General features: G+C 59.8%; 15 protein-coding genes. 9 read left to right on the plus strand and 6 right to left on the minus strand.

Going from position 1 to position 22224, the window contains the following annotated elements; all coding sequences use genetic code 11:
• Positions 1-44: 44 nt before the first annotated feature.
• The 4 genes from AACY44_RS06300 to AACY44_RS06315 are packed head-to-tail and all read right to left on the minus strand — an operon-like array spanning position 45 to position 6567.
• Entirely contained in the window at positions 45-314 is a 270-nt protein-coding gene (locus AACY44_RS06300) for a PAAR domain-containing protein (protein ID WP_339418655.1), read from the minus strand.
• A complete protein-coding gene (locus tag AACY44_RS06305; RefSeq protein ID WP_339436628.1) occupies positions 311-1987 on the minus strand; it encodes a type VI lipase adapter Tla3 domain-containing protein in 1677 nt (558 codons plus the stop codon). The genes AACY44_RS06300 and AACY44_RS06305 overlap by 4 nt, the downstream gene beginning before the upstream one ends.
• The gene (locus tag AACY44_RS06310) at positions 1980-3989 is read right to left on the minus strand and encodes a T6SS effector phospholipase Tle3 domain-containing protein (RefSeq protein WP_339529946.1); all 2010 of its coding nucleotides are present in this window, start codon (positions 3987-3989) and stop codon (positions 1980-1982) included. Before AACY44_RS06310 ends, AACY44_RS06305 begins: the two co-directional genes overlap by 8 nt.
• The gene (locus tag AACY44_RS06315; RefSeq protein WP_339418652.1) at positions 3982-6567 is read right to left on the minus strand and encodes a type VI secretion system Vgr family protein; all 2586 of its coding nucleotides are present in this window, start codon (positions 6565-6567) and stop codon (positions 3982-3984) included. Before AACY44_RS06315 ends, AACY44_RS06310 begins: the two co-directional genes overlap by 8 nt.
• Before the next feature lie 525 nt (positions 6568-7092).
• Here AACY44_RS06315 and AACY44_RS06320 point away from each other — a divergent pair.
• The 6 genes from AACY44_RS06320 to AACY44_RS06345 all read left to right on the plus strand — a co-directional run bounded on the left by AACY44_RS06320 (position 7093) and on the right by AACY44_RS06345 (position 17761).
• Positions 7093-8538, plus strand: a complete 1446-nt coding sequence (locus AACY44_RS06320) for an alanine/glycine:cation symporter family protein (protein ID WP_339418651.1) — start codon at positions 7093-7095, stop codon at positions 8536-8538.
• 81 nt (positions 8539-8619) lie between these two features.
• Entirely contained in the window at positions 8620-9597 is a 978-nt protein-coding gene (locus AACY44_RS06325) for an asparaginase (protein ID WP_339436625.1), read from the plus strand.
• Between the two features lie 100 nt (positions 9598-9697).
• Positions 9698-14284, plus strand: a complete 4587-nt coding sequence (locus AACY44_RS06330) for a hypothetical protein (RefSeq protein ID WP_339418648.1) — start codon at positions 9698-9700, stop codon at positions 14282-14284.
• A 73-nt stretch (positions 14285-14357) separates the two neighbouring features.
• The gene (locus AACY44_RS06335; RefSeq protein WP_339427703.1) at positions 14358-15350 is read left to right on the plus strand and encodes an AraC family transcriptional regulator; all 993 of its coding nucleotides are present in this window, start codon (positions 14358-14360) and stop codon (positions 15348-15350) included.
• Positions 15351-15635: 285 nt separating this feature from the next.
• Positions 15636-16673, plus strand: a complete 1038-nt coding sequence (locus tag AACY44_RS06340; RefSeq protein WP_339529948.1) for a histone deacetylase family protein — start codon at positions 15636-15638, stop codon at positions 16671-16673.
• Positions 16670-17761: a polyamine ABC transporter substrate-binding protein gene (locus AACY44_RS06345; protein WP_339418645.1), complete on the plus strand. Its 1092-nt coding sequence runs from the start codon at positions 16670-16672 to the stop codon at positions 17759-17761. The genes AACY44_RS06340 and AACY44_RS06345 overlap by 4 nt, the downstream gene beginning before the upstream one ends.
• Here AACY44_RS06345 and pdxR read toward each other — a convergent pair whose 3' ends face one another.
• The gene (gene pdxR, locus AACY44_RS06350; protein WP_339418644.1) at positions 17762-19300 is read right to left on the minus strand and encodes a MocR-like pyridoxine biosynthesis transcription factor PdxR; all 1539 of its coding nucleotides are present in this window, start codon (positions 19298-19300) and stop codon (positions 17762-17764) included. It lies immediately after the preceding gene.
• An 87-nt stretch (positions 19301-19387) separates the two neighbouring features.
• Between pdxR and AACY44_RS06355 the strand changes: the two genes are divergently transcribed.
• From AACY44_RS06355 to AACY44_RS06365, 3 genes are read left to right on the plus strand one after another with little or no spacing between them, the layout of a single operon-like run.
• Positions 19388-20026 (plus strand): FMN-binding negative transcriptional regulator, encoded by a 639-nt coding sequence (locus AACY44_RS06355; protein WP_339418643.1) that lies wholly within the window; start codon positions 19388-19390, stop codon positions 20024-20026.
• On the plus strand, positions 20023-20469 hold the full coding sequence (locus AACY44_RS06360) for a GNAT family N-acetyltransferase (RefSeq protein WP_339418642.1): 447 nt from the start codon (positions 20023-20025) through the stop codon (positions 20467-20469). Before AACY44_RS06355 ends, AACY44_RS06360 begins: the two co-directional genes overlap by 4 nt.
• A gap of 10 nt (positions 20470-20479) precedes the next feature.
• The gene (locus AACY44_RS06365) at positions 20480-21151 is read left to right on the plus strand and encodes a GNAT family N-acetyltransferase (protein WP_339507035.1); all 672 of its coding nucleotides are present in this window, start codon (positions 20480-20482) and stop codon (positions 21149-21151) included.
• A 135-nt stretch (positions 21152-21286) separates the two neighbouring features.
• On the opposite strand, the gene AACY44_RS06370 is transcribed toward AACY44_RS06365, so the two are convergent.
• Entirely contained in the window at positions 21287-22183 is an 897-nt protein-coding gene (locus AACY44_RS06370) for a homocysteine S-methyltransferase family protein (protein WP_339418639.1), read from the minus strand.
• Between the last annotated feature and the right edge of the window lie 41 nt (positions 22184-22224).

A 22224-nucleotide genomic window follows, 5' to 3' on the forward strand; every position in this document is an offset into this window, starting at 1 on the left:
ATCGACCTTAAGGTCGCTGCCGTCATCAGCAAACAGACGCCTTCCTAAATAACTTTCACATCCGTAGCATTACCCGCAATCCCATGACACCCGCAGGACAAGCAGTGCCCTTGCAGCACTATCGGAATACCATTCATGCGCCTTTTCGGATGCCCCTCAACAAAAGCAAATTCGCCCCCATGCAGTGGGCACGTCGCCTTGTCGCCAAGCACTGCCGGTGTTTTCCCGTTGAGGGTGTGGGTACCCGCGAGTTGGCAGGAAATAACGGTACCGCCGCTGCTGGTGGCGTCTCCCAGGCAGACGGGATTAGTCATGCGCCACCTCCCGGTGCGCCATATTTGAAGGGGTCGCTGCCACGGTTTTTTTGGTTTTGTGCCTTGCGTGCCTCATCCGGTGGCCGAACCATTTGCACGCTGACGCTGCCGTCCGAGCCGGAATAAACAACCGCGCTCACGCCGCCGTCCTTGTAGCTGGCAATCGTGGCCAGGTTGATTTGCACCAGGGTGCTGCTGACGCCGGTATTGCCCAGACGACGGCCGATGTCGTAGCCCTCTTCGACGTTGCCCAGTTCGATGCCATGGCCGTCGGTGTTGAGGGCGTGCAAGGCGTTGTTCAGGGCGATTTCGCCGGCAGTGTTGGCGGTGCTGTCGTAGAACACGCGCACGGGCTTTTGGTCTTTGGGCAAGGTGTCCACAGCTTTTAGCCAGCCAGCTTGCAGAGCCTTGACCTGCAGGGCGGGCTTGAGCCGCTTGCCGGCTTCGTCCTGCATCGGAACTTTGATAGGGCGGTGCAAGTAGCCGAGTATCGGTGCGGCGTCGAACTCGGCAACCTGATGGCGTGCCCAGCGGACCGGGAGCCAAGGGGAAGGGACGAAATCGCCGGGGCCTCGGTTGCTCAGGGTTCGCCAAAGGTCGGGGAGTTGGGCGTGCCAGTAGGTGGAGGACATGGTGCCGGGGGCGTCGGGGTCTTTAAACCCTTTTGCACGCTCGGCGTCTTCATAAACTTTTCTAAACGCAGGAGAGTGCTTCCAATAAAACGCCCACAGCTTGCCCATGTCAGTGTTCTTGTTTTGATTGTCCTCGGAGTCATTGGTCACATACGGTCGGATATAGCGATCAACCCGGTCCGAGCGCGTTACCAGCAGGCCGGTCATGCTTTCAAACACGGTAGGGACGACTGAAACGTTTTGCAGGCCAGGAGTGCCAGCCACTCGGTAACCATTTCGAGTGACATCACCATCTTCACTGACGATCAACGCCTGCGGCACCTTCGGATTATCATCGAAAAACTGAAATAACCGCTCCACCATGCCCTGAGCATGGAGAGAATTTTCCGCGTCCTGCCACAGGAACAAAGTGACGCCCAGCGTGGCGGCATTTCGCCCGCCTAAAATATTTCCGGCCGCACCTGTATCTTCAGGTTGTTTGGGTGGTGCAATTGCGAACACCGGAATCGGCCAGTACGCCACTGAGTCGTTGGCTGAATGCTTGAAGGCCACGCGGATGTTGATGCTCTGAGTGATCTCTCGGGAATCCAAAGAAGGTTTGTAATCACTGGGATTTTTCGAATAGATGGATGCAAAGTTATCTTTCTTCTTCTCAATCAGGTGCCAGATTTCCGACTGGTGCCGTCGGTGTACTGCCAGTCCTGATCCCCGAATCTCCAGTGAATACGTACGCTCCTGCTCGGCCATCTGCTCTGCTTTTTTGCCCATGACACTGGACCTGTAATCGGCCAGTTGTTTCTCCTCAGAGGCCAAGGCCTTGCCCCACCAATGACCGCTGTAGGCCAATATCAATGCCCCAAAGACACCAATGATCCCCTTACCCATCATTACGCCCATGTCTCGACTTTCCATGTTGTCTACCTGTGAAATCGGCTCAATAAACCAGACAGACCCAAGCCAAAGGGCTATCAATATCGCGGCTATCCAGAAGTAACCTGTAAGGCGCGGTCTAAGCTCCATGTAGGATCGACGATCATTCATTGGCCACCTCCTTTTTCGAGGCGCCAGTCACTAGCGTTGGCGGGGTCAATGACACCAGATCAGTGGAAGGGAACTCGCCCTCCTGGTAATACACATAACTTGCTTTGACCAATGATCGAGCGTGCGTACTTAACCGCGACCAACCCGGCAGCTTTTCAACTATCCCAAATTGCTTCTTATCCATCTTCCAATCCGCAATCGCCACCAAAACCTCCCGCATCACCGGATCATCCAGGCACCTGGCCTGCCCAATCGCAATGTCCATCGCCGTCACCCAGCGATGGTTTTCCGGGCTGCGCAACACCCCTGAGTGATAGGAGTTTTCCTCCCAAGCGTTGCTGTCCACGTCCATACGCGCACGCGCTTCCCGTGGCGTCTCTTCACGCTCATGGTGCGAATGCTTCGTGGACTTGCGAACCGCGCGGGTGTGGTCTTCAGGGTCCTCACTTTGCGCGTTAAAACGTGCCAGTGCTTCTCGCTGGGTGGTCAACGGAGGGTCATACTCGGGCGGCATTTGAATCCACTCAAACTTGGCCGCCTCCTTGCCCAGCGCCACACCCTTGCCGACATCGTCGGGCCGGTCCAGGCCCGAGGTCGTCGGCGTACCGCTTATTGCCTCGCCACCGAACATGTGTGGGGCATGGGGTGGCTGCAGCGCCTCGGCGTTGATGTGCCGTTCCTGACCTTCGCGCACCCCGGCCCGGGAGACAAGGGCGGGAAGCGACCATCCGCCTGGATGGTAAGATTCTCCGCCAGCCCGCATCTGTTCGGGTTGAGCAGTTTTACCCACGAGTACGGGCTCGCCGTCCCGATGGCGCTTGGTCCACATCCGCTGATAGAAGCGCAAAGAGTGCAACACCGTCATGGCCGGCGTGCCGTTGGGTAGTACATCCGGCATGCCAAAGGTGCCGATGCCTTGCACGTCTTTGAGTGCGACGGTGGTGTCGTCCGGGCAGAAGTACAAGTAAACCTTGCCGCGATTGTCGCGCTCGGGGAAGACTGTCAGCTTCTGGTTTTTGTCCAGGCGAGTTCCCTGTTCCGGTGACCATCGCGGGCCGGAACGGCCGCCGTAGGTTTGCGGATTTCTGAGGTCGGCGAGAGGCGGTTGGGCGTGAGGAGCCTGGGTGATTGCAGTGACGATGCGTATCAGTGTCGACAAGGTGTCGCTGCCCTTGGGGGTAACGCTGGGTAAGACGCTGTAGGGCGAGTCGACCATGATCACGGTATCGGCGCAGCGTTGGTTGTCATCCACCAACAGCGCCTGGGCCAACAGACTGATCAGGGTGCCCTGGCTGTGGCCCATAATGGTGATGGTTTCATCAGGAGAAAGGCGACGTATCTCCCGAACAAGCATCGCTAACCGGTGCGCAGCCATCACGAAATAGTGCCGCAACGGTGCATGGTCGAAGTACAGATAATTGCTGGTTTTGTTGGCCGCCCAGGATTTAATGTTTGGCTTGAACCCATCGCCGTACATCTCAATCAGGTTGTTGGTGGCGTTGGTAAAAAAACCACCGGCCTTGGCAAAGTGGCGGTCCAGCCGATTGCCATGCACATCCTGGTACTGGTTGCGCATTTTGAAGGGGTCACCTGCATCATCGCGCTTGATATGTTGCGGTGCCGCTCGGTAGCCCCAGTAGAATGGGATCAACAGGCTGCGGGTTTTGGGGTCGGCAGTATCGCGGCGGTATAGGTAAGTGTCGGGGTCATCGAGTATCTGTTTTTCCTCACCCACAAGCTCTTCAATTGGCAGAGCTTTCGCCGCACTGTACTCAGCCCCATATCGCCCCGCCTTAAGATCCGGCCGATCCAACCGCTCATTAACCCCCTGGCACAAGCCCGTCTCAACCGACTCATAGGCTGCCCCCGGGTCGTTGACGCCGTGCAAGAAAATCACCACGCCAGGCAGGTCGGCAGGCACTTCCAGCTTGCGGGGTGTGATGCAGTTTGGAAGCAAACGGGTGCTGCACTGTGCCACGGTGTAAAAACCGGAATTACTCATCGGATTTATCCTTCTTGCGCGAGGCGGTCACCTCAACGCGGTGCATGACCTCTCGTTCAACCCGCTCCGTCAGCCCTGCCGCATCAGTCACGCCCTGCACCACGCTGCCATCCCCCACGTCCACTTGATAAGCGTGGTCACCCGCCAGGCGAGGACTGTTGTCGTCGTGGCCCGGATAGTGAAAGGCCAAACGTTGCGCCGCCGAATCCCTTCCAAATACCGCAGGCACCACGCTATCGAACTTGGGCCCAACCCAATCATGCTCACCGGCATGCACGATGGCCTTACCTTGCGTGCCAATCTCGACCCCACCACCGATCTTGATGTAACTACCGTCATCGGCCACCAACCGTATGGTGGGCGCGCTAATCACCACCTCGCCTTCGGCGGCCGACAGTTGCAGGTTCTTTTGCGCATTCAGGGCAATGTCGTCCTCTTGGGCTTGCACCAAAACCTTGCCGCGATTGGCAATCGCTTTGATACCTTCATCCTGAGCAAACGCTGAAATACCTTTACCCGCACGCAAGTGCATCGCTGCGCCACTGGTTAACTGCAGATGGTCTTGGGCGGTGGTGTCGTGATTTTCACCGGCGTAATGCACCTGCGAGCGCGGCGTGGCGCTGACAATGCCTGCCTCTGCCGCGAGGGCGGCAATAGGGTCACCTGCTTGGTTGCTATCGGCGGCTGGCCATTGATTCAAGGATTGGCGCAAAGCCTCGATGCCTTGACTGTCCACCTGCTGCCCACCACGCGCCGCAGCGGTCTGCCCAAGTGACTGGAACAGGTCACCGCACTCCTCCAGCAGCCTGAGCAACTCTTCGCGGTCCAATTGCGAACCTTGCGCGCCGTGGCGTGCATAGGTGGTCAGCAGCATCCCTTGAGCAGCCCGCAAGGCAATGGCGGCGTCGGTGCGCAACTCGGCACCATTGCCACGGGGTTGGGCTTTGCCATTTGTTCGCGGCATGGCCAACTTGCCCAGATTCAATTCGGTGGCGTGATGGGTGGTGGCCACCCGAGCACGCAATTCGCCGGGGGTGTCGTCAAAGAGCAGCTCGTTGAAACCACGCCCCTTATGCTCGCGGGTCTGGATGCCAGACAACGTTCGATTGCCCGGCAACCCCGCCGCGTTACTGAACCGTGGCGGCGAGTGGTCGCCGTTGTAAAGCACCGAAGTAACAACCGGGCGGTCGATATCCCCCGCGAGAAAAGTTACCAGCACTTCCTGCCCAATGCGCGGCAGGAATTGATGACCGAAACCTTCACCCGCACTGGGCATGGCCACCCGCAGCCACGTCGTATCTTTGGAAGGATCTTGCTCACGCTGCCAATGAAAGCGCACCTGCACCCGAGCCAAGTCATCGGTAAACACTTCCTCACCTTCGGGCCCTACCACAATGGCGGTGAGCGGCCCCGAAATAATCGGGCGCGGGACCTGGACCAGAGGCCGAAAGGGAATCTTGTGACGGATACACTCAAAGCTGTTGTCATAGCTGGCCGGCTGGTCTGACAGATAGTTATTGCTGCCTCGATGTTCGACCGACAACAGAAGAAACTGACGGTCTTCCCGAACATCACGGTCGTGATCAAAATGCTGGGTCAGTTCAAAGGTGTAACCACATCCCATAGCCCGACAATTACTCGCGCCTTTGAACGTCTTGCCTTGTACTTCAATGGCTTCCAGGCGCCGCCGGGCCAGTACCTCACCTTGCTGGCCAGTGGCATGGGTGTAATGCCCCGATAAATCATAGATTTCGTAAGGGTCCACCGTACCCTGCTCATTCACACTGGCTATGCCAACTGACAACGCATTTCGGGGCTGCTTGTAGTCAAAGGTCCTTAAGGACATGCGGCCGGACTGCAGCGTCCGATGGCTGCTCCACTGCGTAATAGAGTCCGCAAGTTCGGTGACCGATGCACTGTGATAGCGTATTTGTGGCTGCTGCGGTATCGGTGTCAGCGACGGGGAGTGGTTGCTGACGATCAGGGTGTGTATATCTTTTTCGTGGACGAAATAGAAGAACAAACCTTCCTGTTCCAGCAGCCGCATGACGAACGCTTGGTCACTCTCACGGTACTGTGTGATGTAACTATGGACTTTGAGTGGCTGTATCAGTCGAAACTCAAATACGGGCAACGTACCGTAACCGGCCAGTACCGAACGAATGATGGCTTCGACCGTCTGCTCTTGAAAGACCCGAGAATCTTGACGCCGTGTCAGCATCCACAACCAAGGGCCTAGTGTTGCGGTGTAGCGCGCCAGACCGTTATCGCTGTCTTGCAGGCTGAAACGGCTTATAAAGCCATGGATATAGCGCAGCTCTCCCGTCGCCAGTTCAATTTCCAACTGCGCCGGTTGCCCGATCAGTGACTTGAGTTCCAGCCGAGCATCCTGACTGAGCAGAGACAGCTCAAAGCTGAACAGGGTCGACAATGCTTCAGTCCCAGAGAAACTCTCAAGCAGGAGTTCCTGCTCATTGATAGCGGGGGTAGTCAGCTTGATCAATCGTCGGTTTTGTGCAGAGAACAGCCTGGACGAATCGACGCCGGGTACCCCCTCCTTCAACTCGTTGGAAATCATTCCTTTGCTCCTGGATTTCACAAGAGCGCAGAGGGTAAAGAATGAATATCTGGAAGCGATGTCGGAAAGATTCCCTTTTTTGGTCGGGCACTTCCCGATGTAACTTCAGTGCCACAATGTGCAAACGCCGGACTATCAAAACGCTCGTTTCACATAGCTCTCGCGACGGGCACTAATAAGAGGTACACATGTCGGCTTCGAGGCGATGACGATGAGCTTGGCAGCGCTTGGCGTCAGGATGCGGTGCCGCTGCCAGACAGCTGCTCTCACATTGGTTTGTGGCGTTTATTCGCATTTTGGTGAAACCTTTAATCAGCCCGAGCAGACGAATCACGTTCGCCTAGGTATAGTGCCGCCCCTCTCGCGTCTGCGGCCGTCGGTAACGAGGCCCTGAAACTGCGCGAAACCGCATGAATAACAACCCGCAAAAGGATTGGGGTCGAACTGTCGCGCACTGCCTGGTGCGATGCGACGGCGTCGAACCGTCCTGCGTTTGCCATTAGAAAAATCAGCGAGGAACACTCCATGCTCGAAGTCATCAACGACTTCCTCTCAGGGAAAGTACTGATCGTGCTCATTGTCGGGCTCGGCGGTTATTTCACGATTCGCTCGCGTTTCGTTCAATTTCGTCACTTCTTCCACATGTTTTCGGTGTTTAAAGACAGCCTGAAAAGCAGCGCTGGCCAGCTCAGCTCGTTCCAGGCGCTGATGCTCAGCCTGGCCGGCCGTGTGGGTGCCGGTAACATTGCCGGTGTCGGCATTGCCGTGACCCTGGGTGGCCCGGGCGCCGTGTTCTGGATGTGGGTCACCGCGTTGGTGGGCATGTCTTCGAGTTTCATCGAGTGCTCCCTCGGCCAGCTCTACAAACGCACCGATGCCGAAGGCACCTACCGTGGCGGCCCGGCTTACTACATCCAGCACGGCCTGCAAAAACGCTGGTTGGGGATGGTCATGGCGTTCCTGCTGCTGGTGACGTTCGGCTTTGCCTTCAACGGCCTGCAAGCGCACGCCGTGACGCACTCGCTGAACAACGCCTTTGGCCTGGACACCACCTACACCGGCCTGGCGCTGGCGGTATTGCTGGGCCTGGTGTTCATCGGCGGGATCAAGCGCATCGCCTCGATCGCCGACCTGCTGGTGCCGGTCAAAACCCTGATCTACATCGCGGTAACCCTGTACGTGATCGTGCTGCAATTCGACCAAGTGCCAGCCATGCTCGCGACCATCGTCAAGAGCGCCTTCGGCCTCGACCAAGCCTTCGGTGGCCTGGTAGGCAGCGCGATCATCATGGGTGTGAAACGCGGCGTGTTCGCCAACGAAGCCGGCTTGGGCAGTGCGCCTAACGTGGCGGCGGTGGCTTCCGTGGAACACCCGATCGCCCAAGGCGTGGTCCAGGCGTTCAGCGTGTTCCTCGACACCTTCGTGATCTGCACCTGTACTGCATTGCTGATCCTGCTCTCCGGTTTCTACACCCCGGGCTTTGAAGGCGACGGCATTGCCCTGACCCAGAACTCCCTGGCAGCGGTAGTGGGCGATTGGGGTCGCATGTTCATCTCGGTGGCCCTGGCGTTGTTCGTGTTCACCTCGATCATGTACAACTACTACCTCGGCGAGAGTAACCTGCGCTTTTTGGTCGGCAATAACCGCAAGGTGCTGATGGGTTATCGGGCGCTGGTGCTGGTGCTGATTTTCTGGGGTTCGATCGAAAACCTGGGCACCGTGTTCGCCTTTGCCGACATCACCATGACTCTGCTGGCGTTCGTCAACCTGTTTGCCCTGGCGTTCCTGTTCAAGATCGCCATGCGCATCCTGAATGACTACGACAACCAGCGTGCGGCAGGCATCAAGACCCCTGTGTTCGATTCCAGCCAGTTCCCTGACCTGGACCTGGACCGCAAGGCCTGGCCAGCGAACCCGGCAAAACCGGAAGCGGCAGCCTCGGCTGAACTGAACGCTCAACCGCAACGCTGAGCGCAGTTAGGTAGATGACACGCCGCCCGGCCTTGGGCATGCTCTGGGCCCGGCGGCGTTTTTCGTTCAGGAGATTTCTCGATGCAACCAGCTAACAACGTCATGGTGCTCTACACCGGTGGCACCATTGGCATGCAGGCCAGCGCCAATGGCCTGGCTCCCGCATCCGGTTTTGAAGCACGCATGCGCGAACAGCTCACCGACCAGCCTGTGCCTGCGTGGCGCTTCCAGGAAATGGCGCCGCTGATCGACAGCGCCAACATGACCCCTGCGTACTGGCAGCGTTTGCACACAGCAGTGATCGACGCCGTGGACCAAGGCTGCGATGCCGTGCTGATCCTGCACGGCACCGATACCCTGGCCTACAGCGCAGCGGCCATGAGCTTCCAACTGCTGGGTCTGCCGGCACCGGTGGTGTTCACCGGCTCCATGCTGCCAGCCGGCGTGCCGGACAGTGATGCCTGGGAAAACGTCAGCGGTGCGCTGCAAGCCTTGGGCAACGGCTTGGCACCAGGTGTGCACCTGTACTTCCACGGCGCACTGATGGACCCGACGCGCTGCGCGAAGATCCGCAGCTTCGGGCGCCATCCCTTCGCCGCCTTGCAACGCCAATGCGGTGTGCCGCGCGCCACGGCCTTGCCTGCTGCGTTGGACTATCGCCAAGCCAAGGGCCTCGCCACGGTCGGCGTACTGCCTCTGGTGCCGGGTATCGACGCGGCGGTGCTGGACGCAGTGATCGGCAGCGGCATTCAGGCGCTGATCCTGGAGTGCTTCGGCAGCGGCACCGGGCCAAGCGATAACCCTGGGTTCCTCGCCAGCCTCCAGCGTGCGCAGGACCATGGAGTGGTGGTGGTTGCGGTCACTCAATGCCATGAAGGCGGCGTGGAACTGGATGTCTACGAAGCCGGCAGCCGTTTGCGCGGCGTGGGCGTGCTGTCCGGTGGCGGGATGACCCGCGAAACTGCGTTCGGCAAGCTCAATGCGTTGATCGGTGCAGGGCTGAGCCAAGATGAAGTTCGCCGCCTGGTGGAAACCAACCTGTGCGGCGAGTTGGGCTGAACGCTATATAAGCACCGCCCTCCTGTCGACGAGCTTTCTAGCATGGCAACACCCGATTCCTCTCGGGTCGTTGCCATTTTTTTGCCCGCCAGGAATGCCCATGACCTCACTCACGCCCAGGCCTAAACCCGCTGTTCGCACCAACCTTACGCAGGTCTTGCTCACCCAAATGTCCAGCGGCCCCATATTTCGCGAAGTGGCCGCCACGTTGTTGCGCGAGCAATTGCGGGAACGCTATCCCCACTTGGACATCGATCCCAACATCGCTATGGTCGGCACCCCCGCCAGGGAAATCGTCGAAGACCAAGTGGTCACCCGCCCGCCCCACTATCAGGCGCTTACCGATATCCTCGCGATACAGGCGGTGCTGGCAGTGCCGACCCGGTATATCGAGGGCGAGCAGTTCCTCACGCAACAGCCGATCATGGAACCTGCGGTGCACCTGCCGGTGAGCATTCTCGACATCGCTGGCCTCCTCAACACCCTGGCGCCGCTGATGCTGCGCGCTTACCAGCAGTACCAAGTGGACTACTGGAACTGCGTCGACGGCGACCGAGGCCCGCGCTTGCATATGATGTCGAGCGTGTTGCGCGACTACTGGAATGTGCACTATATCGGTGGCTGGACGGCCGAGGACTGCCGGATGGCGCGCCAGCTCTACCTGGCCCCCGACCCGCTCGACCGGCGCGCCAACGATCCTTACACTACCCGGGCTTACCTGATCGACATTGATCAGGTCGAAGCCGATGGCCGCGTGCGCCACCTCAACGAACACTTGGTCAGCGTGCTGATCGGCAAGCAGGACGGGCGCGAGGTGATCCTGATCCACTCGCTGCTGCAGGGGTACAAGAAATACAGCACCCTTGAGCAACTGGGCGATGACCTGCCGTTACTGATCGACACCAATACCAAGCACACGCAGATTCAGTGGCGATTGCTGGAGCTGGACGGTGATTTCTTCGACCAGTTGGCCTGCGTCATGATCAACATTCAGATAGAAGCCATCGGCACTCTCTATTCTTCCGACCTGCACAACACTGACGGCCCTACCGTGGCGGCCATGCCGCCGTCTGCCCAGGGCGACGGCGTCGATATGCAATGGTACCGTCACGCCTTGCCCGGCTGGCTAAACAGCGCCAACACCCAGGACCTGAACGCCTATTCCCGGCATTTGAAAGACCTGGCGGCACTGCACAGCGCTAATCAGAGCCAGTCCTACCAGGATGGGATCGCGCCCATCCGGCAGTTTACCCAGGACCGGTTGCGCGCCGAAATGCTCAAGGACCATCCTGACGCCCCCCTGCAGACGCTCGACGGCCTTGAGATCGAGATTCAGAGCCCGGTGCTCTGGGGCACGTTTGCCATACCGGGGAAAATCGACACCACGCGGTTCGACCTGGCGGAGCTGGCCTTGCAAAACCTGATTGCTTTGCCCCTGGGCATCAAATCCTTGCGGCAGAAAACCACCCAGGTATTGCCCGAATGGCTGACCATCAACTATCTGGAATCACTGATTAGGCGCGTCGATGTCGGCACTGCCTATCCGGCACTGATCAAGCAAAAACTGCTGGACGACCCCAAGGAATCCGCACGCCGCCAGCAGTTGTATACCGAGCACCTGCGCATTCAACTGCCGCTTCTGGCGCTGCAATGCAAGATTCGTAATGAAGCGGGGATTGATGAGCGCGGCTACCGTTACGTGGCGATGGCATTGCAGGCCGAGGCTGCCGATCGCCAGGTGGACGGTAAGCCCATCGTCATTCGCCCACTGGCCTTTGTGCCCACGCGGCGACTGGACGCCACGCCAGATGCCGTCGACAACATGTTTGTCATCGGCCCGCAGGACATGGCGACGGGACCCTGCCTGCTGTATCGGCCTTTGCTCGACCAACCGCTGACCCAGTACCCCTCGCCCGCCAACTTGCTGTATGCCCTCCAGCAATCCGACAGCCTGCGCGATTCGGTATTGGCCTGGCTGCCCGATAACGCGCGCAGTGACTATGAACGTTACGTGTTCCCCAGCCCTTTGCCGTCACCTTGGGTGGTGGTGGACTTCCTGGTGGACCCGGTCAAGTTGATCACCCTGAGCGGGCCTCTGAGCCTGAGCACAAACGTCATGGGCGGCGACGTGATGGAGGGTCTGTTCAAGGCCAATGCCGACGCACTGGTCAAATTGGCGGACCGTCAATCGGTGTCCAATGCCGAAGCTCGCTGGGCCACGTTCAAGCGCGCCGGCTGGATCATTTTCAACACGGCGTTGCCGTTTCTCGGCCGTACCGTGGGCGCCGCCGCCTGGATCTGGCAAATCATGGATGACCTGCAACAACTGGTCGACGCCCAACGCCATTCGGATCAGCAGTCATCCCAGGTAACGCTTACCGACCTGTTGCTCAACCTCGGCATAGCCCTCGCGTTACACAGTGCGGCCCGCAGCGCACCGCGTCGCCAGGCCGCCAGCACGGCCACAAGCCAGCAGAAAGCACCCGCCCCACGTCCCACCCCCGACATTAAATTTGTGATCAAAAAAATCGCAGACATCCGCAGCGACACATTGCCGTCAAACCACGGGCAACCGTTGCACAGCGTTGGCGTGGCCAACCGCACACCGGCCAGCCTGGGCGCGGTGCTGGAGCGCTTCAAGGTGGATAAACCAACCACGCTCGGCAAAGCCATCAACGCCGAGGGCGCCCACCAACACCTATACTGGAGCGGGCAGCACTACTACGCGCCAGTGGGCGAGCGGTGGTTTCAGGTGCAGGTGGACGAGAACGACGCGGTGTTGATCGTCGATGCGAACCAACCTGATCGCACCGGCCCGCCGCTGATCCACAACCGTCAGGGCCAGTGGTTCATCGACACGCGCCTGCGACTGCGTGGGGCCGGGCCCAAGGTTCTTATTAAAAAGAGCAGAGCGCTGGCGCAAAAGCGCGCGCAAGAATTGCGCACACAGTTGAGTGACTTCGAAAGTGGCAAAAAGGACGCCCAGCAACAATTGCAGCACGCACGAGAAGCGGCGCAGGCCGGCCCTTCCACATCGGCCCAGTCCCGCAGGCAAAGTTACCAGCAAACCCTGAGCGAGCAATGCACCGATTATGAAAACGCCCTGCAAAAGCTCAAGGAATTGAGCGTCCAAGAACCAACCCCGGATTACTCGCAAAAAGCCCTGGGCTACCTCAAGGCCCAGACCGAGATGACTCAGGCCAGCATCCAGCAAACCCTGATCGAATTCACCCCGAGGCTGCGCACGGCGCTGGAGCAAATCGAAAGCCAGGTCCAAACCTCGCAGGAACGTCCAATTGAAGAATCTCGTCGCCTGAAGACCTTGAACACCGAGATGATCGAACACCTGACTTACATGCAAACCCGCTTCGATGAACTGCATAAGCTTGCCAAGGATGGCGCGCGCCTGATCCTTAACACCCAAGGCGCATTGCCGTCCTATAGCATCGATGACCTCAAGACGCTGCAGGTCGAGGTGACGCGCAACCTGTGCATGCCCGAAAACACCGTCGCCAGCCAACCCAAGGCCTGGGCCGGGATTGATGGGATCATCGACAAGGCGACAATTGCTATCCAGTGCCTGCGCGATACGCTGCTCGAACGCAGCGATTCGCGCATGGACGAACGCATCGACACCTTGAGCAGCCTGGTCGAGCAGTTCGATTTGCTTGACGAGCGCCTGCAGGATTTCCCCTCGGAATACTCCGCGCAAGCGATCGACGCGCAACTTACGGAATTGCGTGACCAACTGAATGAGTTCAAGCAGCGTGCCGTGGGCCACCTGGGCCTGCTCAGCGCAGAGCGGGATATCCTCAGAAGTCGCCCGACACCGCCGGCCACGCCGCCCAGTAAGCAACGCAAATTCATCAAAACCCGCTACCACGGCCAACTGCTTGGCGAGCTCCGATTGGAAGATGTCGCGCAGGAGACTTGGCTGGTGGATATCCGCTCGCCGCTGACCCAACAGGTAGTCGCTACGTTTCATGAGAAACCCAAGGGGGTTTGGGTGGAGCGGGTAAAAACGCCACCGCCGAGTACCCTGCCGGTGGATGTGCAAGCCCGCATCAATGAAGGTCAGGCGCTGCTGGACGAACTTCCGACCTTCCTTGAGCGTGCTTCCGCCCGTGCACAACAGACGGATCGAACACCTTTCGGTATCGAGCAGTTGTACCACCAGCAAGCCAGAAAGCTGGAGCAGGCCGGCGCCGCCATCGATCACGCGCTAACCCAAAGCAACGCCGCCGATACGCCGGCGGGTAGCCCCGTCAACAAAGCGTTGAGCCTGGCTATCACCGACCTGTATCAACGCAGCAACGAGCAGGTCACCAATGCGCTCAAACAACATCCGCCCACGCCATCCGGTGTGGAATGGCTGAAGAGCCGCAACGCGATCACCATCAGGAAAACCATCAACCGGCGCCGCCTGAAAGGCGTTCGGCCCGACTACCTGGATGAATACACCATCAGCCTGCGCCAAACCCATGAGGTGCTCTGGTATGCGCACTTTCACTACAGCACCTCCTGGACCGTGCCCAGGTCTTACCTCTCGGGTCGCCTGAAAACTGTCGCAGAGGCTCGTCTGGGGCCGGCGGCCGATACGCCTAAAGGTTTGAATGACGCGCAAAAGATCGCCTTTTTCCGCAGCGAACTCAGCAAGGAACAGGCCAGACAACTGTTTTTCGATTAACCCGATCCCGCCTCCGGCGAATAGGCGGCATGCAACTTGCTGCGCAGCAATACCCACTTTGCGCAGATTCCCCATGCTGCACTCGCACCTGACCACACTGAACGCCGTCTCCCTGGTTCTGGCCACCTTCAAGGGCCAGGGCCCGGCTGCTGAAGTATTGCTGGCTGGCAGCGGCATCAGCGCCGCCGACCTGAGCCATGCCGACACGCGCATTACCACGTGCCAGGAGATGCGCGTATGCGCCAATGCCGTGGCCCTTTGTCGCGACATCGGCCTGGACCTGGGCCGACGCATGCATGTGTCGTCCTACGGCATGCTCGGCTATGCCCTCCTCACCAGTGCCACCTTAGGTGACGCTTTGCGCCTGGCCCTGCGTTACCCGGCGCTGTTGGGAACACTGTACGAACTGAGCCTGGAGGACGACGGCCAACGCGTCTGGTTCTGCGCCCGCGACTATCGCGAAGACACGGCGCTGGCCACCTTCAATGCCGAGCTGTGCCTGGTCTCGCTGAAAGTCATCTGCGATGACCTGCTGGGCCAGCCTTTGCCTATGCTGGGCGCACGCTTCGAACACCTGGCGCCGGACTATCAGGCGCGCTACAGCGAATCGTTCAACTGCCCGCTGCACTTTGAAGCCACGGACAACGCCTTTGCGTTCGACCGCCAATGGCTCGATCACCCATTGCCGCTGGCCGACACCATCACCCATCAGGCCATGGCCGAACGCTGCCGCAAACAGAACATCGAGTTTACCGGGCGTCAGGCTTGGCTGGGCCGCGTGCGCCAGTTGCTCAGTGCACAACTGGGCGCCGCGCCGGGCCTGGAACGGCTGGCCGAACAGCTCAACTGCTCACCGCGCACCTTGCGCCGGCACCTGCAAGCGCTGGGGTGCAGCTATCAGGAATTGCTCGACGAACTGCGCTTCGAGCGCGCCAAGCAGTGGTTGGCGCAAGATGAAATGCCGATCTACCAAATCGCCGAACAACTGGGCTTCAGCGAGACTGCGAGCTTTCGCCACGCATTCGTGCGCTGGAGCGGAGTGGCGCCGAGTCAGTTTCGTGCGTGAGTAGCCAACCCCTTGTGTAGGAGCGAGTTTGCTCGCGAAGCACTCACCGGCACCGCATTTATCCAGGATGCACGCGTTATCGTTGACGCTTTTCGCGAGCAAGCTTGCTCCTACGTTATTAGATGAAGCAGACGCACACGAAAATGGCAGGCCGCGCCAACATGGGGCGAATTGCGGACACACAGGCTGGCCCTATTTATCCCCTTTTGGCCGCTCCTACCGTTCTCATGCACGCCGCCCGGCGCAAGACTGCATGCACCGAAACAGCCTGCGGAGAACAAAAAAATGCTGACGATCTACTCAGACGATCATCACCTGCATCACGGCCGGTGCGAATTGATGGACGGGCAACTGATGCCCTGCTTCGAAATGCCGTCGCGTGCCGACCATGTACTGCAACGGGTCAAGGACCGCGAACTCGGCCCGGTGCAGGCGCCGCAGGATTTCGGCCTGGCGCCGCTGCAACGTATCCACAGTCGCGACTACCTGGCGTTTTTCAAAGGTGCCTGGGCGCGCTGGACTGAATTCGCCACCGACGGCGACCTGCTGCCGTATACCTGGCCGGCCCATACGTTGCGCCGGGTATTGCCCACCAGCCTGCACGGCCAACTGGGTTACTACAGCTTCGACGGCGGCGCGCCGATCACCGCCGGCACCTGGCAAGCGGCGTACAGTGCGGCGCAGGTGGCGCTGACCGCGCAACAGGCAATCCAGCAAGGCGCGCACAGTGCCTTCGCGCTGTGCCGCCCGCCGGGGCATCACGCCGCCAGCGATTTGATGGGCGGTTATTGCTACCTCAACAATGCCGCCATCGCGGCCCAGGCATTTCTCGACCAGGGCCACAAGAAGGTCGCAATCATTGACGTGGACTACCATCACGGCAACGGCACCCAGTCGATTTTCTATGAGCGCAACGATGTGCTGTTCACCTCTATCCACGGGCACCCGGAAGCGGAATTTCCGTTCTTCCTCGGCTATGCCGACGAGCTGGGCGAAGGCGCGGGAGAAGGTTTCAACTTCAACTATCCGCTGCCTGCCGGTTCGGGTTGGGATCAATGGAGCGCGGCGCTGGACGAGGCCTGTAAGGAAACCGAACGCTATGACGCCGACATCATCGTGGTGTCTCTGGGCGTAGATACGTTCAAGGACGATCCGATCTCCCAGTTCAAACTCGACAGCCCAGACTATTTGGCCATGGGCCGACGCCTGGCTCGCCTTGGCAAACCCACGCTGTTCGTCATGGAAGGCGGCTACGCGGTGGAAGAAATCGGCATCAACGCCGTCAACGTGCTCGAAGGTTTCGAACAAGGAGCTACCCGATGAAGCTGCTCACTCCCCTAGCCTTATGCGCCACGCTCTTAAGCGGCGCGGCCCAGGCCGAAGAAAAAACCCTCAAGGTCTACAACTGGTTCGACTACATCACCCCCAAGGCGCTTGAGGACTTCAAGGCGCAGAACCCGACCATCAAACTGGTCTACGACATCTTCGACACCAACGAAGCCCTGGAGGCCAAGCTGCTCACTGGCAACTCCGGCTATGACGTGGTAGTGCCGTCCAACGTGTTCCTGGCCAAGCAAATCGAAGCCGGGGTGTTCCAGCCCCTCGACCGCAGCCAGTTACCCAACTGGAACCACCTCGATCCCAAGCTGATGAAGCTGATCGAAGCCAACGACCCCGGCAACAAATTCGCCGTGCCCTACATGTACGGCACCATCCTGATCGGCTTCAACCCCGACAAGGTCAAGGCCGCACTGGGGCCGAACGCACCGGTAGACAGTTGGGACCTGATCTTCAAGGAAGAAAATATCAGCAAGCTCAAGCAATGCGGCGTGGCCTTTCTCGATTCGCCCTCGGAGATCCTGCCACTGGCCTTGCAGCACCTGGGCCTGGACCCCAACAGCAGCAACCCCAAGGACTACGCCAAGGCTGAAGCGCTGCTGATGAAGATCCGCCCCTACATCACCTACTTCCACTCCTCCAAGTACATGGCCGATATCGCCAACGGCGACATCTGCGTGGCCGTGGGTTACTCGGGCAGCTTCTCCCAGGCCGCCAACCGCGCCAAGGAAGCCAAGAATGGTGTGACGGTGGACATGCGCCTGCCCAAAGAAGGCGCGCCGATCTGGTTCGACATGCTCGCCATCCCTAAGGGCGCGCAAAACCCTCAGGACGCCTACACCTTTATCAACTACCTGCTGCAGCCAGAGGTGATCGCGCCGGTCAGCGATTTCGTCGGTTACCCCAACCCCAACAAGGACGCGACCGAGTTGGTCGACCCGGCAATTCGCAACAACGCAAACCTATACCCCACCGAGGCGTCGATGGCCACGCTGTACACCTTGAAACCCTTGGGGCGTGATGCGGAACGTGCGCGGACACGGGCCTGGACCAAAATCAAATCGGGCACCTGATCAGCATTGCCAGGCCTGGCGCAATCGCGCCAGCGCCGAGGCCATGTCGGCTTCGGGCACCGCGGCGAACCCCAATACCAGGCCTGCGCGCTGATCCACCGGCGTGATTGATTGCGCCAGCCAATAAGCGCTCAAGCCGTTGATCTCGACATCCGCCGCGTGGGCCTGCGCGAGCAGTTGCTGTTCGCGGGCCAGGCTGTCGACACGCACCGTCACATGCAGCCCCGCCGCAACGCTGGGCAGTTCTCCCATACCCGGCAAACCGCTGGGCCAACCCGACAACAACACATTGCGGCGGCTCAACGCGGCCCGGCGCATGCGGCGAATGTGCCGCTGGAAATGCCCGGTCGCCATGAATTCAGCCATCACCGCCTGGGTGCTGACCTCGGAGTGGCGCATGTCCACGGCGCGGCGCCGGGCGAAGGCGTCTACCAACGCCGGTGGCAATACCAGGTAACCGAGGCGCAACGCCGGAAAGGCCACTTTGCCAAAGGTGCCGACGTAGAGCACCCGCCCGTTGCGGTCCAAGGCGGCGAGCGGCGAGAGCGGCGCGCCACTGTAGCGGTACTCTCCGTCGTAATCGTCTTCGATGATCCAGCCATCCGTGCGTTCGGCCCAGGCCAGCAATTCCAGACGCCGTGCCAGGCTCATTACCACGCCCAACGGATACTGATGTGAAGGCGTGACATAGGCCACACGGCAATCCTGCAGGCGGTTGAGCACCTGACAATCCATGCCCTCGCCGTCCACTGGCACACCGTGCAGCTGCCCGCCTGCCAGGGCGAACGCATGCCCTGCGGCGCGGTAGCCGGGGTTTTCCACCGCCACGCCATCGCCGGGCTCCACCAGCAGCTGTGCACAAAGGCTGATTGCCTGCTGCGCGCCACTGGTGATCACAATTTGTTCAGCTGAGCACTGCATGCCCCGCGAGCTGCGCAGGTACGCGGCAATCAGGCCACGCAAGCGGTCGTCCCCCGCCGGGTCGCCATAACAGAGTTGTGCCAAGTCGGGCTTGCGCCAGAAAGCCCCATTCAGCTTGGCCCATACCTCAAATGGAAACAGATCGAATGCCGGAACACCGACCCGAAACGCCCTTGGTGGCCCGGGAGGTGGAACCGGTAAATGGTGAGTTTGCACACGCCCAAAAGCAGGCCTGTGGATAACTTCACTGGCTGAGCTAACCGGCAAATCCAACCAATTTGTGGATAAGGCTGGGGATAAGCTTGTTGAAAACCCTGTGGATACTTTTGTGGATAGTTTTTTTGCCGTAGGCAATTGAGCGACGTAAGTGCCATCGCCTACTCGGCTTTCAATAAACCCTTCCGCGTACAGTTGATCGTAAGCGCGCACCACGCTGTTCCGCGAGATCGACAGTGCAGCCGCCAAGTCACGACTGGCGGGTAGACGCGTGCCGCTGACCAGTCGCCCGTCCAGCACGCGTTGACGCAGCGCTTCATACAGCTGGCGCGTCAGCCCTTGACGGCGATCCAGCTCGATACCGGCAGGGTTGAACGACAACGGCGGCGCAATGGGCGGCATATTGGACCTATGAAATTAGCGCTAGATGGCTCTTACAACGAACCATTAGCCTGCCTAGGATGCAGGCATTCGCCAAGGAAAATTTCTATGTATACGCCCCGTGCCTTTGCCCTCGAAGACTTGCCCGAATTGCAGCAATTGATCCAGCACACCCGCTTGGCGCAGTTGGTGACCGTGGGCGAGCACGGCCTGCAAGCCAGCCACTTGCCGCTGCTGCTCAACCCCGATGAAGGCCCTGATGGCACACTTTACGGGCACCTGGCTAAGGCCAACCCGCAGTGGAAGGACCTGCAAAACGGAAGTGAAGCTCTGGTGATCTTCGCCGGCGCCGAGGCGTATATCAGCCCGTCGTTTTACCCGGCCAAGGCCGAGCACGGCAAAGTCGTGCCCACTTGGAATTACATCGCCGTGCATGCCTACGGCAAGGCCGAGGTGTTTACCGATGCCGAGCGTTTGCTTGCGGTGGTCAGTGCATTGACCGATCGCCATGAAGGCAGCCGCGCCCAGCCGTGGAAAGTCAGCGACGCCCCGGCCGACTACATTGAAGGCATGCTCAAAGCCATTGTCGGCTTTGCGTTGCCGATCGAGCGCCTGATCGGCAAACGCAAACTCAGCCAGAACCGCAGCGCTGCCGACATCGCCGGCGTTCGCGAGGGGCTGGCCGCCAGCGTCGACGTACGCGACCAGACCCTCGCAGGCTTTATCCCCCAAGGAGTCCCAGAATGAGTCAGATCGACATCCGCCAGGTCACCGCCGCCGACCATGGCGCCTGGCTGCCGCTGTGGCAGGCGTACCTGAAGTTCTACAACACCGAACTGCCGGGCGCCGTCAGCCAAAGCACCTGGGAGCGCCTGATCGACGCCAACGAGCCGACCCATTCCGCACTGGCCTGGCAAGACGGCAAGGCGGTGGGCATGGTCAACTTCATCTACCACCGCTCCAATTGGAGCATCGAAAACGCCTGCTACCTGCAAGACCTGCTCGTAGAGCCCTCTCTACGGGGCACCGGCGTGGGCCGCAAGCTGATTGAGTTCGTCTACGCCACCGCCAAGGCTGACGGCTGCTGTAAGGTTCACTGGCTCACCCACGAGACCAACGCCACCGCGATCCAGTTGTACGAACGCATCGCCGAACGCCCTGGTTTCATCCAATTTCGCAAAGGTCTTTAAGGAGCGCAGCATGTCCACCTCCCTCGCCGACTGGAAAGGCGTCCCGGCACCCAGCGTGCAACTGCTTGAAGGGCGTTTTATCCGCCTGGAAAAACTCGACCCGGCGCGCCATGGCGATGACTTGTGGCAAGCCCTTGAAGGCCCCGGTGCCGATCCCAAGCTGTGGGACTATTTACCCTACGGGCCTTTTCCTGAGCGCAGTGCGTTCAATGCCTGGTTGAACAACCACGCTCAACACAACGAGCCGTATTTCTTCAGCGTGGTCGACCTCAAGACCGGTCAGGTGCAAGGCATCCTCAGCCTGATGTCCATCGTCCCGGCCCAGGGACGTATCGAAATCGGCCACGTCACCTTTGGCGCGCCGATGCAGCGCTCACCGAGAAGCACCGAAGCGGTATACCTGCTGGCCAAGTATGCGTTCGAGCAGGGCTATCGTCGGCTGGAATGGAAGTGCAATAACGGCAACGGCCGCTCCAAATATGCGGCAGAGCGACTGGGGTTCAGTTTTGAAGGGGTGTTCCGCCAGCACATGGTGGTCAAGGGGCAGAACCGGGATACGGCATGGTATTCGATCATCGATACCGAATGGCCGGCGATTGGGGCGGGGTTTGAGGCGTGGTTGTCCGAGACTAACCAGACAGGTTCAGGCCAGGTGAAAAGCCTGGCAGAGTGCCGGGCTTAACCTACCCGGCAACACAGAAACCCTTGTGGGAGCGGGCTTGCTTGCGAATACGGCGGGGCAGTCATTGCAGCTGTCGACTGATCCACCGCTTTCGCGAGCAAGCCCGCTCCCACATTAGGACTTGTGTGAATTCAACTACCTCAGCTTCTGGGCCAGCACCGCAATGTGCTCAGGCCCGATCCCGCAGCATCCGCCCAAATGGCTGGCACCGCGTGCCTGCCAGTCCGCTGCCCAGTGCAGGTAACCCGGCGGGTCCAGATCCTCACGCAATGGGTCAAGACCATCGTTGGCCGTGGCTTCCTTGGGCTGCGGCGGGAAGGCATTGGCGTAGGCGCCCACCTCAATCTGCACGCCCAGGCGCTCGAACGTCTGGCGCGCTGCGTCAATGGCATCGCCTATCACTTCCGGCTGGCTGCAGTTGAACAACAGCACTTGCACACCCAGCTGCGCCGCCGCTTCGGCCGCATCCGCCACCGGTTCGCCAGAACGCAGGCGCGGGACCTCGTCGGTGTCTTCATCCTTGAGAGTAAACGACAGCCAGAACGGTTTGCCGTCCTCGGGCAAACCGGCGTGGATCGCACGGGCTTCAACGATCGAGCTCTGGGTTTCCGCCAGCCACACGTCAACAAAAGGCGCGAGGCCTCGCACCAACGGTGTCAGCAATTCGGATACGCGCTGTGGCTCGAACAGGTCCGGGCGATACGAACCAAACAGCGGCGGCAGCGAACCCGCCACGCGCACGGCCTTGCCGGATGCGTCTACGGCACGCCTTGCCAGCTCACCGGCAAGCGCCGCCAGGGCTTCGCCCTCCTCGGCAAAACGCGCCTCGCCGATATGGAACGGCACCACCGCGTAGCTGTTGCTGGTGATCACATTGGCACCGCTCTGAATGTACGCAGTATGCACCGCCTCCACCGCTTGGGGCGCTTCGCTCAAGGCCAACGCTGACCACTCCGGCTGCCGGAACGGCGCGCCACGGCGTTGCAGTTCACGGCCCATGCCGCCATCAAGAATTACTGTTGCTGTGGCCATATGCTTTTTACTCATAAGCTTATGAAAATAACTCACTATGA

Origin of the sequence: Pseudomonas sp. RA_15y_Pfl1_P11 (genome assembly GCF_963970975.1) — a bacterium.
GTDB classification, from domain to species: Bacteria; Pseudomonadota; Gammaproteobacteria; order Pseudomonadales; family Pseudomonadaceae; genus Aquipseudomonas; species Aquipseudomonas tritici.

Bases quoted from the DNA above. Each gene is read 5' to 3' on its own strand.
- AACY44_RS06300 (WP_339418655.1), bottom strand. From the start codon at position 314: ATGACTAATCCCGTCTGCCTGGGAGACGCCACCAGCAGCGGCGGTACC.
- AACY44_RS06305 (WP_339436628.1), bottom strand. From the start codon at position 1,987: ATGAATGATCGTCGATCCTACATGGAGCTTAGACCGCGCCTTACAGGT.
- AACY44_RS06310 (WP_339529946.1), bottom strand. From the start codon at position 3,989: ATGAGTAATTCCGGTTTTTACACCGTGGCACAGTGCAGCACCCGTTTG.
- AACY44_RS06315 (WP_339418652.1), bottom strand. From the start codon at position 6,567: ATGATTTCCAACGAGTTGAAGGAGGGGGTACCCGGCGTCGATTCGTCC.
- AACY44_RS06320 (WP_339418651.1), top strand. From the start codon at position 7,093: ATGCTCGAAGTCATCAACGACTTCCTCTCAGGGAAAGTACTGATCGTG.
- AACY44_RS06325 (WP_339436625.1), top strand. From the start codon at position 8,620: ATGCAACCAGCTAACAACGTCATGGTGCTCTACACCGGTGGCACCATT.
- AACY44_RS06330 (WP_339418648.1), top strand. From the start codon at position 9,698: ATGACCTCACTCACGCCCAGGCCTAAACCCGCTGTTCGCACCAACCTT.
- AACY44_RS06335 (WP_339427703.1), top strand. From the start codon at position 14,358: ATGCTGCACTCGCACCTGACCACACTGAACGCCGTCTCCCTGGTTCTG.
- AACY44_RS06340 (WP_339529948.1), top strand. From the start codon at position 15,636: ATGCTGACGATCTACTCAGACGATCATCACCTGCATCACGGCCGGTGC.
- AACY44_RS06345 (WP_339418645.1), top strand. From the start codon at position 16,670: ATGAAGCTGCTCACTCCCCTAGCCTTATGCGCCACGCTCTTAAGCGGC.
- pdxR (WP_339418644.1), bottom strand. From the start codon at position 19,300: ATGCCGCCCATTGCGCCGCCGTTGTCGTTCAACCCTGCCGGTATCGAG.
- AACY44_RS06355 (WP_339418643.1), top strand. From the start codon at position 19,388: ATGTATACGCCCCGTGCCTTTGCCCTCGAAGACTTGCCCGAATTGCAG.
- AACY44_RS06360 (WP_339418642.1), top strand. From the start codon at position 20,023: ATGAGTCAGATCGACATCCGCCAGGTCACCGCCGCCGACCATGGCGCC.
- AACY44_RS06365 (WP_339507035.1), top strand. From the start codon at position 20,480: ATGTCCACCTCCCTCGCCGACTGGAAAGGCGTCCCGGCACCCAGCGTG.
- AACY44_RS06370 (WP_339418639.1), bottom strand. From the start codon at position 22,183: ATGGCCACAGCAACAGTAATTCTTGATGGCGGCATGGGCCGTGAACTG.